Below are 12,256 nucleotides of genomic sequence, written 5' to 3'. Positions count from 1 at the left end.
CCATCTCGGTCAAGCGCAACAACGACTCCATCGTCGAAGCCATTTCGGCCGAAGACATCGGCAAACTGCCCGACTCGTCCATCGCCGAGTCCATCGGCCGCCTGCCCGGCCTGGCTGCCCAGCGCRTCAACGGTCGCGCCCAGGAAGTGCAAGTTCGCGGCCTGCCCGGTCAGTTCGCCACCACGCTGCTGAACGGCCGCGAGCAGGTCAGCACCGGCGACAACCGCTCTGCCGAGTTCGATCAGTACCCGTCCGAGCTGCTCAGCGGCGTGACCATCTACAAGACGCCGGACGGCGCGCTGATCGGCCAGGGCCTGTCCGCCACCATCGACCTGCAGACCGTGCGCCCGCTGAACTTCGCGGGCCGCACGATGGCCGTGAACCTGCGCGGCGAGAAGAACTCGCTGGGCCGCCTGAACCCGGGTGCCGCCAAGGACACGGGCAGCCGTTTCAGCTTCTCCTACATCGACCAGTCCGCCGACCGCACTGTCGGCATCGCGTTGGGCTATGCGCGCCTGGATTCGCCGAACCAGAACAACTACTACCGCAGCTGGGGCTACCCGACCACCGGGAACGACACTCAGAATCCGACAGTCATCAACGGCAAAACCTACATCGACGTGCGCCTGCCGGGCGGCGTGCAGCTGCGCAACGAGTCGGCCTCGCAGGTGCGCAATGGCTTGATGGGCGTGCTGCAGTGGAAGCCCTCCAAGGATTTCGAGACGCTTGTCGACGTCTACCACACGACTTATGAGCGCAACGCCTTGCAGCGTGGCTTCGAAGCCGGTCTGGCCTGGGGTGCGCAGGGGCTGAACAACCCGGTCGTCGAAGGTGCTGTGACGTCTGGCAACACCATCACCGGTGGCGTGCTGACCCAGGGCGACTACGTTGGCGTCAAGCCCGTGCTGCGCCACGACGTCAACGACCGCAAGGACACCATCAACGCCATCGGCTGGAACAGCAAGCTGGTGCTGAACCCGGCGGTCACGCTGGTGGGTGACCTGAGCTGGTCCAAGGCCGAGCGCAACGAATCCATCATGGAGATGTATGCCGGCACCGGCCCTGGCGGCTCGGGTGCTTTGGACACGTTCAAGGTCGTCATGCCTCAGGGCGGTGGCCTCCCCAGCATCACGGCCGGCTTGAACTACGCCGACCCGGCGCTGATCAAGCTGGTGGACGCCGGCGGCTGGGGCCAGGCGGGCTACATCAAGAAGCCCGAGGTCAAGGACGAGATCAAGGCGGCCCGGGTGGTTGCGCGCTTCTCACAGGACTTCGCCTTCTTTAGCGGCAGCGAGATTGGCCTGAACTTCACGCAGCGTGAGAAGTCGCGCGTCGTGCCCGAATGGTTCATGGACCTGAAGACCTCGCCGACAACCATCCCGGCCGGCCTGCTGTCCGACCCCAACAGCATGGCCTACGCCGGCCTGGGCAACTTCATCTCGTATGACGCCCGCGCCGCCGCCGAGCAGTTCTACACGCTGCGTGGCAACGTTCACAAGGACATCATCAACAAGGACTGGACCGTCAAGGAAGACATCTCCACCGTCTTCGCCAAGGCCGACATCGACACCGAGTTCCTGGGCATGCCGCTGCGCGGCAACCTGGGCGTGCAGGCGATCAATGCCAAGCAGAGCTCGACGGCCTTCAGCGTGCAGGCGGCCACCCTGGCCAAGGCACCGATCACGCGCGGCACCAGCTACACCGACGTGCTGCCCAGCCTGAACCTGACCTGGCAGGTGGCCGGCAACCAGAACCTGCGCTTCGGCCTGGCCCGCCAGATCACCCGCCCGCGCATGGACGACCTGCGCGCCACGCAGGCCTACAGCGTGGACAACACGCGCTTGCAACCGGGCCAAGACCCGACAAAGCCGGGCATGTGGACCGGCGACGGTGGCAACCCCGAGTTGAAGCCCTGGAAGGCCGATGCGGTCGACCTGTCCTATGAGTACTACTTCGGCAACAAGGGTTACGTGTCCCTGGCCGCGTACTACAAGGACCTGAAGACCTACATCTACAGCCAGAAGCTCAGCATCGACTTCAAGGAGCGCTTCGGCACGCTGGTGCCCCCGGGTACCGTCATTCCGCCTACCACCATCGGCGAGTACTCCACCCAGGCCAACGGCACGGGCGGTTCGCTGCAAGGCGTGGAGCTGGCCGTGTCGCTGCCGCTGCAACTGGTGTCCAACGTGCTCGACGGCTTCGGCGTGCAGCTCAGCTACGCCTATGTCGACAGCAAGATCAGCCCGTTCGGCCCTGGCGACTCGCGCCCGCTGCCGGGCCTGTCGCCCAACACCTACAACCTGACGGCCTACTACGAGAAGTCGGGCTTCTCGGCGCGGATCAGCACGCGTATCCGTGACGGCTTCATGGGTGAGGTGACAGGCTTCGGCGCCGACCGCACGTATGAGTACGTCAAGAAGGAAAAGGTCACCGACCTGCAGCTCGGCTACGAGTTCCAGAGCGGCGCCGCCAAGGGCCTGTCGGTCGTGTTCCAGGTCAACAACCTGGGCAACGAGCCCTACGTCGAGTACTACAACAACGACCCGACGCAGACCAAGCAGTACACCCGTTATGGCAAGACCTACCTGATGGGTGTGAACTACAAGTTCTGATCTCCTGATCGGCTGCTAGCGTCACAACCCTTGCCGGAGCGATCCGGCAAGGGTTTTTTACATCGCGCGGGCGTGCCAACATCGCGACCGCTCTCATTCATCGTCTCTTCCATGCCCCTGATCGAAGACATCGTCATCGTTGGCGGCGGCACCGCCGGCTGGATGACTGCCGCTGCCTTGTCCACCGTGCTGCGCGGTCGCTACCGCATCCGTGTCGTCGAGTCCGACGAGATCGGCACGGTCGGCGTGGGCGAGGCGACCATCCCCATGATCCAGCGCTTCAACCGTGTCGTCGGCATCGACGAGAACGAGTTCGTGCGCGAGACCAACGGCAGCTTCAAGCTGGGCATCGAGTTCGTGAACTGGGGCAAGCTGGGTGACCGCTACATGCACGGCTTCGGGCGGCTGGGGCAGGACCTGTGGACCGTGCAGTTCGAGCAGTACTGGCACCGCATGCGCTCCGCGGGCCGGGCGCAGCCGCTGGAGCAGTACAGCATCTCGCGCATGGCCGCGCTGGCCAACAAGTTCATGCCGCCACGCACTGACCTCGGCAACTCGCCGCTGGCCGAGATTGCCTACGCCTACCACTTCGACGCCAGCCTCTACGCGCGCTACCTGCGCAAGCTCAGTGAGCAACGCGGCGTGCTGCGCATCGAGGGCAAGATCACCCACGCCACGCGGCGAGGCGAGGGCGCACACCCGGGGCATGTGGATGCCGTCGTGCTGGAAAGCGGCGAGCGCATCGCGGGCGACCTCTTCATCGACTGCTCGGGCTTCCGGGCCCTGCTGATCGAGCAGACGCTGCAGACCGGCTTCGAGGACTGGACGCACTGGCTGCCCTGCGACCGCGCGCTGGCCGTGCCGTGCGAGTCCGTCTCGCCGCTGACGCCCTACACCCGCTCCACGGCCCACCGCGCCGGCTGGCAATGGCGTATCCCGCTGCAGCACCGCATCGGCAATGGCCACGTCTACAGCAGCCAGCACATCAGCGATGACGAGGCCGCCGCCACGCTGCTGGCCAACCTGGACGGCAAGCCGCTGGCCGACCCGCGCCTCATCCGCTTCCAGACCGGCATGCGTAAGCTTGCCTGGAAGGAGAACGTCGTCGCCGTCGGCCTGTCCAGCGGCTTCCTGGAGCCGCTGGAATCCACGTCCATCCATTTGATCCAGACGGCCATCCAGCAGCTGATCGACTTCTTCCCGGACCGCGGCTTCAGCGCCAATGACATCGCCGAGTTCAACCGCCACAGCCGCTTCCACTACGAGCGCATCCGCGACTTCGTCATCCTGCACTACCACCTGAACCAGCGCGACGACTCAGCGTTCTGGCAGGCCTGCGCCCACATGTCCGTGCCGGACGCCTTGCAGGAGAAGCTGGACCTCTACCGCAGCCACGGCCGTGTCGTGCGCCGTGACAACGAGCTGTTTGCCGAGGTCGGCTGGATCCAGGTCATGGAGGGCCAGAACCTGACGCCGCAGCGCCACCACCCGCTGGCCGACCTGCAAAGCGAGCAAGACACGCACGACTACCTGGAAGGCGTGCGGGAGGTCATCGCCAAGTGCGTGGAGGTGATGCCCGACCACGCCGCCTACATCGCCCAGCACTGCGCGGCCAGGCGCATGTGAGCATGTGAGCATGCCGACCGCGCTGATCCAAGACATCGTCATCGTCGGCGGCGGCACGGCCGGCTGGATGACGGCCCTGGGCCTGGCAGCGGTGGTGGGCGACCGCTACCGCATCCGCCTGGTGGAGTCCGACGAGATCGGCACCGTGGGCGTCGGCGAGGCGACGATCCCGCTGATCCAGCGCTTCAACCGCATCGTCGGCATAGACGAGAACGAGTTCCTGCGCGAGACCGGCGGTACCTTCAAGCTGGCCATCGAGTTCGTCAACTGGGGCCGCATGGGCGACCGCTACATGCACGGCTTCGGCCGCGTCGGGCAGGACCTCTGGACCGTCGGCTTCGAGCAGTACTGGCACCGCATGCGCGTGGCCGGTCGTGCGCGGCCGCTGGGCGACTACGCCATCACGCAGATGGCGGCCCGGGCCAACCGCTTCATGCCGGCGCGGCCGGAGCCGGCCAACTCACCGCTGGCCGACATCGCCTATGCCTACCACTTCGACGCCGGCCGCTACGCGCGCTACCTGCGCAAGCTCGCCGAAGCGCGCGGCGTGCAGCGTACCGAGGGCCGCATCACGCATGCGACGCGCGCCGAGTCGGGCGACATCGATGCCGTGGTGCTGCAAGGCGGCGAGCGCATCGAAGGCGAGTTGTTCGTCGACTGCTCCGGCTTCCGCGCGCTGCTCATCGAGGAGACGCTCAAGACCGGCTTCGACGACTGGAGCCACTGGCTGCCCTGCGACCGCGCGCTGGCCGTGCCGTGTGAGTCTGTGGCTCCGCTGACGCCCTACACCCGCGCCACGGCCCACCGCGCCGGCTGGCAATGGCGCATCCCGCTGCAGCACCGCATCGGCAACGGCCACGTCTATTGCAGCGCCCACATCAGCGACGACGAGGCCACGGCCACGCTGCTGGCCAATCTCGACGGCAAGCCGCTGGCCGACCCACGACCGCTCCGCTTCACCGCCGGCGTGCGCCGCAAGGCCTGGCATCGCAACGTCGTCGCCATCGGCCTGGCGGGTGGCTTCGTGGAGCCGCTGGAGTCCACCAGCATCCACCTCGTGCAGCAGACCATACAGCTGCTGATCGACTTCTTCCCCGATCGGGGCTTCAGCGCAGCAGACATCGACGAGTTCAACGCGCAGAGCCGCTTCCACTGGGAGCGCATCCGTGACTTCATCGTGCTGCACTATCACGTCAACCAACGTGACGACTCGGGCTTCTGGCGCGACTGCGCCCACATGGCCGTGCCTGAGTCGCTGCGGCAGAAGATCGATCTCTACAAAGCCCACGGCCGCGTCACACGCTTCAACAGCGAACTCTTCGCCGAGAGTGCCTGGCTGCAGGTCATGGCCGGGCAGAACCTGCTGCCCGACACCTTCCACCCCTTCGCCGCGCTGCAGCCCGACGACCGCGTGCACGCCTACCTGGAGGCCGTGCACCGCGCGGTGCATGGCAGCGTGCAGTTGATGCCGGACCACGCCGACTACATCGCCCGCCATTGCGCGGCGTCCCGATGAGGACTCCCATGCCCACCCGCCGCACCGTGCTGACCGCCGCTTCTTCCCTCGCATTGCCTGCCATGAGCGCTCCCATCGACATGCCCCATCTGCCCTGGACGCGCCAGGCCGTCATCTACCAGGTCAACGTGCGCCAGTACTCGCAGGCCGGCACGTTCCAGGCCGTGCAGGCCGACCTGCCGCGCCTTAAAGAGCTAGGCGTCGACATCCTCTGGCTGATGCCCGTGCAGCCCATCGGCAAGCTCAACCGCAAGGGCACGCTGGGCAGCTATTACTCGATCAGCGACTACACGGCGGTTAACCCCGAGTTCGGCACGCTGGCAGATGCCAAGGCTTTCGTGGCCCAGGCGCACAAGCTCGGGCTGAAGGTCATCCTCGACTGGGTGGCCAACCACACCGCTTGGGACCATGTCTGGGCCACGGCGCACAAGGACTGGTTCAAGCTCAACGCCAAGGGCGAGGTCTACCCCGTCACCTTCAACGAAGGCCAGCCCAGCGAGGAGCATTGGGACGACGTCATCGCGCTGAACTACAAGAGCGAGGGCCTGCGCAGCGCGATGGTCGAGGCGATGAAGTTCTGGGTGCGCGAGGTCGACCTCGACGGTTTCCGCTGCGACGTGGCCAGCCTGGTGCCGACCGACTTCTGGGTGCGCGCGCGCAAGGAGCTTGACGCGGTGAAGCCGATGTTCATGCTGGCCGAGTCCGACGCGGTCGACCTGCACGCCAGCGGCGCCTTCGACATGACCTACTCGTGGGACCTGGCGGACCAGGTGTTCAAGAAGATCGGCAAGGGCGAGGCCGGTGCGCCGTTGCTCAAGGCCTGGCTGGCCAAGGAGCCGGCCGGCTATCCCGCCCACGCCTACCGCATGCGCTTCACCAGCAACCACGACTTCAACTCCTGGCACGGCACCGATGCCGATCTCTACGGCGATGCCTACCAGGCGCTCGCCGTGCTGACCTTCACGCTGCCCGGCATGCCGCTGATCTACAACGGCCAGGAGTCGCGGCTGACCAAGAAGCTGGAGTTCTTCGAGAAGGACGTCATCGCATGGAAGAGTTATGAGTTGACGGGCTTCTACCAGCAGCTCATTGCGCTCAAGCACAAGCATCCGGCGCTGGCGGCGGGGCAATACGGTGCGCCGGTGACGCTGCTGGCGTCGCAAGGCGATGTGATGGCCTTCGAGCGCAAGCTGGGCAGCGACGTCGTTCGTGTGGCCGTCAACCTGTCCAGGACCGATCAGACTTGGCAAGGTCACAAACTCAAGCCCTGGGGCTGGAAGCTGTCATGAAGATCCTCATCACCGGCCTGAACGGAACGCTGGCCCCGCGCCTGGCCGAGGCCGCACGCGCGGCGGGCCACGAAGTCATCGGCTGGGACCGCAACGCGGTGGACATCGAGAACGAAGCCCTGTCGGCCGCCTGGCTGTCCGCGCAGTCCGTAGACGCCATTGCCCACCTCGGCATGGCCTCGGCGCGCTTTGCCGGCTGGCTGGCTTCGCGCTGCCCGAACTTCCTGTTCACCAGCACCGTCATGGTGTTCGACCCAATACCTGACGGCCCGCACGACGTGGACGGCGCACGCAATTCCAGCAACGACTACGGCCGCTACAAGGCCGAATGCGAAGACGCCGTGCTGCTGGCCAACCAGCGGCCCGTCATCGCCCGCATCGGCTGGCAAATCGACGAGACCCGGCCGGGCAACAACATGCTGCTGACGCTGGACGAGTGGCAGCAGCGCGATGGCTGCGTGAAGGCCAGCAGCGCCTGGACACCGGCCTGCTCTTTCATGGCGGACACGGCCGCCGCGTTGCTCGGCCTCATCGAACGCCCGCTGCCCGGCGTGCACCACCTGGACAGCAATGCCGACGAGGCGTGGCGCTTCGACGAGATCGCCCGCGCGCTGGCGGCCAAGTTCGGGCGCGACTGGCGGGTCGAACCGCATCAGGACTACCGGCACGACCAGCGCCTGGTGGGTGGGCCGAGCGGGCTGCCGCCGCTGTCGGCTCGTTTGCCCGATCTATCCCGCCTCTAGAAAGCGCTCGCGCACCTCGAGGATGGCCGGCAGGCTGGCTAGGAACAGCTCGACCAGCTGCGGGTCGAAATGCTTGCCCGCCTGCGCGCGCAGGTGCTCCGAGGCCTGCTCGATGGTCCAGGCCTTCTTGTAGGGCCGCACGCTGGTGAGCGCGTCGAACACATCGGCGATGGCGACGATGCGGGCCTCCAGCGGGATGTCGTCGCCGGCGAGGCCATGCGGGTAGCCACTGCCGTCCCATTTCTCATGATGGGCCTGCGCGATGCGGCTCGCGGTGGAGAGCAGACCGCTGTGGTGTGCACCAAGGATCTCGGCGCCGATCAGCGGGTGGCGGCGCATGATTTCCCACTCGCGCTCGTCGAGCGGGCCGGGCTTTTGCAGTACCGCGTCGGGGATGCCGATCTTGCCGACGTCGTGCATGGGCGCGGCGTGCATCAAGTCCTCGGCATCGGCCTCGTCGAAGCCGGCGGCCAGCGCCAGGATGCGCGAGTAGTGGCTCATCCTCAGCACATGCCAGCCGGTCTCGTTGTCCTTGTACTCGGCCGCCCGCCCCAAGCACAGCACGATCTGCAGCCGGGTTTCGAGCAGCGTCTCGGCGCGCACCAGTTGCAGGTGGGTGCGCACGCGGGCCCGCACGGTCGCCGGGCTGATCGGCTTGCCGATGTAGTCCACCGCGCCGGCCTCGAAGCCCTGGGCCTCGTCCTGCGCGTCCGACAGGGCGGTGACGAAGATCACCGGAATGGCGGCCGTGGCTTGCTGGGCCTTCAAGGTGCGGCAGACGTCCAGGCCCGACAGGCCGGGCATCATCACGTCCAGCAGGATCAGCTGCGGCGATTCCGCGCGGGCCAGCTCCAGGGCCTTGTGGCCGTCGCGGGCGTAGAGCAGCCGGTAGTCATCCTGCAAGACCTGGCGCAGCACCTGCAGGTTGACCGGCTCGTCGTCGACGAGCAGCAGCTTGGGGCGTTTGTCGGGTTTGTCGGGCGTGTTCATCGCAAGGCCTGCAGCGCCCTCAGCGCCGCGTCGAAGTCGAACTGGTCGAGCGCGTCGGTCAAGGGGGTGCAGCGCGCGGCACCCTGATGCCGGACCAGCTCGGCCAGTGCCGATTCGTCCAGCTCGCCGTGCCGCAGCGCCTTGTCCATGCGCGCCAGCAGAGCCGGTGGCACAGCCTTGCCCGCTTCCTTTGCCGGTTCGTCCATGAGCGGAGCCGATGAAGTGTTGGCCGCCTGCGAAAGCTCGGTGATCGCCTCCAATACATCGGCCAGCGCGGCCACCAGCGCTTCGCCGGCCACCAGGGCCTCGTCATGCCGATCCCGGCGAAGCAGATCCTCGACCGGCTTGGTCGCCTGGAGCAACAGCGGCATCGCCAGGCTGCCGGCCACACCGCGCCAGCGATGGACCAGGCCGCGAGCCTCCAGCCATTCGCCGCTGCGCAGCAGGGCCATCAGGCGCGGCCCGCCCTGGACCTGCTCTTGCGCGAAGCGCCGCAGCGCACGCCGCCAGGCGCTCGCGTTGCCCCACAGACGCACGCCGTGCGCGCAGTCCAGAGCGGCCTCCGCGTATTCGTCGGCACCGGCCGCGCGCGCCGGCGCAGCGATGCTCGTCGCCAGGCCCAGCACGCGGGCGATCTCGGCGCGCAGCAGGGCCGACTCGATAGGCTTGGTCGCGAAGCCGTCCATGCCGGCGGCCAATGCAGCCTGGCGGTCTTCCTCCAGCACGCTGGCGGTCAGTGCGACCACCGGCGTGCGCGGCCGGCTGTGGCTGAGTTCGAACTGGCGGATGCGGCGGGTGGCGCCCAGGCCGTCCAGCTCGGGCATGTGCACGTCCATCAGCACGACGTCGAAGTCCTGGTCGCTGAAGGCCTGCAAGGCTTCAAGCCCGTTGGTGGCCAGGCGGACCGTGTGGCCGTCGCGGCCCAGCATCAACTGCAACAGCTCGCCGTTCTGCGCCACGTCGTCGGCGACCAGCACGCGCAGCGGTGGCAGCACCATCTGCGCGCCTTCCTCGGCGTTCGCCACCGCCTCGCCCGCGGGCAGCGGCAGCCAGATGTGGAAGCAGCTGCCGACGCCCTCCGTGCTTTCGACGGTGATGCGGCCACCCATGCGCTCCACCAGCTGGCGCGAGATCGTCGTGCCCAGGCCCGTGCCGCCAAAGCGGCGCGTCGTCGACGCATCCGCCTGAGCGAAGGCGTCGAAGATGCGCTCCAGCCGGTCCGGCGCGATGCCCATGCCGGTGTCGATCACGCGCAGATGGACCTGCTCCTGCTCGACCCGCATGGCCAGTGTCACGACGCCGCGCTCGGTGAACTTGATCGCGTTGCCGACCATGTTGACCAGCACCTGCTGGATGCGCAGCGGGTCGCCCTTGAAGAAGCGCGGCTCGGCGTCCGGATAGTCCAGCTGCAGCGTCAAGCCCTTGCGCTGCGCGCCCAGGCGCAGCGAATTGAAGGTCTGCTCGCAGACGGCGTGCAGCGAGAAGTCGAGTTGCTCCAATTCGACTGCGCCCTTCTCGAGCTTGGCCGTGTCGAGGATGTCGTTGAGCAGGCCGAGCAGCGAGCGCGCCGCGCCGCGCACGGTTGTCAGGTGCTTGCGCTGCAGCTCGCCGAGCGTGGTGTCCAGCAGCAGTTCGGTGAAGCCGAGGATGGCGTTCATCGGCGTGCGGATCTCGTGGCTCATGTTGGCCAGGAAGGCGCCCTTGGCCGCCACCGCCGCTTCGGCACTTTCCTTGGCCCGCGTCAGTTCCTGCTGCAGGCGCTTCGCTTCGCTGATGTCAATGATCACGCCGTCGATCCACCGCGCCTGGCCCTTGGCGTCGCGCGCACCACGGCCGGTCTCGGAGACCCAGCGCTCGCCGCCGTCGCGGCGCATCAGGCGGTATTCGACCGCGTAGGACTCATCGGCGGCCAGGGCTGCGTGGATGGTGGCGTTGACGCGCTCGCGGTCGTCGGCGTGGACCAGGTCGCCGCAATGGATGCTCCCGGCCAGGAAGTCCGCGGCGGGCCAGCCCGACAGCGTCTCCATCGCGTCGCTGACCAGCAGCAGGCTCCAGCGCTCGTCGATCCGGCAGCGGAAGGTCACGCCGGGGCTGTTGGCGATCAGGCTGCGGTACTGCTCCTCGCTGTCGCGCAGCGCCTGTTCCATCTGCTTGCGGTCGGCGATGTCGGTGATGAAGGCGATGTAGTGACGGTCGCCGTGGTGCTCGATGCGACCGACGGCTAGGCGGATCGGCATCAGATGGCCGTCGCGATGGCGGGCCATGACTTCGCGGTCACCGCTGGCACCGGCTTCCGCCGCCGCGCTGCCGCGATGGCCGATGTTGAGGTAGCGGGCGACCTGCGCCTCGCGGCCCTCGGCGCCGGGCTCCGGCAGCAGCACGCTCACCTTCTGCCCCAGCGCCTCGCCAGCCGGCCAGCCGAACAGGCGCTCCGCCGCGCCGTTGAACGAGCGAATCACGCCGTCGTTGTCGATCGTGACGATGCCATCTACGGCCGTGTCCAGTAGCGCCTGCGCGCGCTCCTGCTCCAGACCCAGTTGGCGGTTCAGCGCACGGTAGCGCAGCAGGCCGTTGGCGCCGGCGGTCAGCAGGCTGATCGTCAGCGTCACGACGGTGATGGCCAGCGCCATGAAGCCGTTGCGGTCGACGCTGCCCACGCAGAGTTCGTCCGGCGCGCCGACGAAGCGCGCGGCACCCATGGCCGTGTAGTGCATGCCGGCGATCGCGCAGCCCATGACGAGGCCGCCCAGCAGCACGGCTGTCAGCCTCGACACCCGGTGCTCCAGCCCGAAGCGCACCCACAGCGCCAGCATCGCCAGCAACACGGCGACGACGATGGAGGCGCCGAACCATAGCGGGTCGTAGCGCAACTGGGCGGTCAGCTCCATCGCTGCCATGCCCGTGTAGTGCATCGCGCCGATGCCGGCGCCCACCAGCACGCCGCCCAGCACCCACTGCGTGCGGCCCAGCGTGCCGCGCGAGATCAGGTTCAGTGCGACCCAGGAAGCCAGCACGGCCGGGAGCATCGAGGCGAGCGTGATGCCGGCGTCGAACGCGATCTGCGTGCACAGGCTGAAGGCCAGCATGCCGATGAAATGCATCGCCCAGATGCCGCCGCCCATCGCCAGCGAACCGCTGAGCAGCGTGAGCTGCCGTGGCCGGCCCGCATCGACCGTGCGCGCCATGCCAGCCAGTTGCAGGGCCAGCGCCGAGGTCAGCGAGGCCACCACCAGCGACAGGACGACCAGCCAGGGCTGGTAGTGGGCTAGCAGCAGCGCCGTCGGGCTGCCGTCGCGAATCAGAAAGTACTGGGCGAGGAACTGCACATGCAAAGCCGCAGCACGAGGAATGCGACCCAAAAGGGGATATAGCGTTATGTTGCCGTCATTGGCGCCTTTATCCCGCATTTCGTTGCTTGACTGAAGCGGCGAAATTGCAGCTTTTTAACGAAGCGGGCCGTCGCGTTTGCACCCCGCTGAC

The 12,256-nt window shown here is 67.4% G+C and carries 7 protein-coding genes; 5 read left to right on the top strand and 2 right to left on the bottom strand.

What is annotated here, in order from left to right; translation table 11 throughout:
• The 5 genes from ACXRVZ_RS20510 to ACXRVZ_RS20490 form a co-directional block, all read left to right on the top strand.
• On the top strand, positions 1 to 2,612 hold a 2,612-nt coding region (locus tag ACXRVZ_RS20510), incomplete at its 5' end, for a TonB-dependent receptor (RefSeq protein ID WP_458232770.1).
• A gap of 111 nt (positions 2,613 to 2,723) precedes the next feature.
• Complete coding sequence (locus ACXRVZ_RS20505; RefSeq protein ID WP_457423229.1) at positions 2,724 to 4,238, top strand: tryptophan halogenase family protein; 1,515 nt, start codon at positions 2,724 to 2,726, stop codon at positions 4,236 to 4,238.
• A 10-nt stretch (positions 4,239 to 4,248) separates the two neighbouring features.
• Positions 4,249 to 5,754, top strand: coding sequence for a tryptophan halogenase family protein (locus ACXRVZ_RS20500; RefSeq protein WP_457423227.1), 1,506 nt, complete (start codon positions 4,249 to 4,251; stop codon positions 5,752 to 5,754).
• A gap of 8 nt (positions 5,755 to 5,762) precedes the next feature.
• Complete coding sequence (locus tag ACXRVZ_RS20495; RefSeq protein WP_457423225.1) at positions 5,763 to 7,043, top strand: alpha-amylase family glycosyl hydrolase; 1,281 nt, start codon at positions 5,763 to 5,765, stop codon at positions 7,041 to 7,043.
• Positions 7,040 to 7,786, top strand: coding sequence for a sugar nucleotide-binding protein (locus ACXRVZ_RS20490; RefSeq protein WP_457423223.1), 747 nt, complete (start codon positions 7,040 to 7,042; stop codon positions 7,784 to 7,786). Before ACXRVZ_RS20495 ends, ACXRVZ_RS20490 begins: the two co-directional genes overlap by 4 nt.
• On the opposite strand, the gene ACXRVZ_RS20485 is transcribed toward ACXRVZ_RS20490, so the two are convergent.
• Both ACXRVZ_RS20485 and ACXRVZ_RS20480 read right to left on the bottom strand, forming a co-directional pair.
• Positions 7,772 to 8,776, bottom strand: coding sequence for an HD-GYP domain-containing protein (locus ACXRVZ_RS20485; protein ID WP_458232769.1), 1,005 nt, complete (start codon positions 8,774 to 8,776; stop codon positions 7,772 to 7,774). The genes ACXRVZ_RS20490 and ACXRVZ_RS20485 overlap by 15 nt on opposite strands.
• Positions 8,773 to 12,102: an MHYT domain-containing protein gene (locus ACXRVZ_RS20480; protein ID WP_457423219.1), complete on the bottom strand. Its 3,330-nt coding sequence runs from the start codon at positions 12,100 to 12,102 to the stop codon at positions 8,773 to 8,775. The genes ACXRVZ_RS20485 and ACXRVZ_RS20480 overlap by 4 nt, the downstream gene beginning before the upstream one ends.
• Positions 12,103 to 12,256: the final 154 nt, after the last annotated feature.

It is taken from the genome of Roseateles sp. P5_E8 (assembly GCF_054177665.1).
The sequence above is the reverse complement of the archived record's forward strand: the minus strand, read 5'-3'. Positions and strand labels throughout refer to the sequence as shown.

Coding starts and splice junctions, on each gene's coding strand:
- ACXRVZ_RS20505 (WP_457423229.1), top strand. CDS start 2,724: ATGCCCCTGATCGAAGACATCGTCATCGTTGGCGGCGGCACCGCCGGC.
- ACXRVZ_RS20485 (WP_458232769.1), bottom strand. CDS start 8,776: ATGAACACGCCCGACAAACCCGACAAACGCCCCAAGCTGCTGCTCGTC.
- ACXRVZ_RS20490 (WP_457423223.1), top strand. CDS start 7,040: ATGAAGATCCTCATCACCGGCCTGAACGGAACGCTGGCCCCGCGCCTG.
- ACXRVZ_RS20500 (WP_457423227.1), top strand. CDS start 4,249: ATGCCGACCGCGCTGATCCAAGACATCGTCATCGTCGGCGGCGGCACG.
- ACXRVZ_RS20495 (WP_457423225.1), top strand. CDS start 5,763: ATGCCCACCCGCCGCACCGTGCTGACCGCCGCTTCTTCCCTCGCATTG.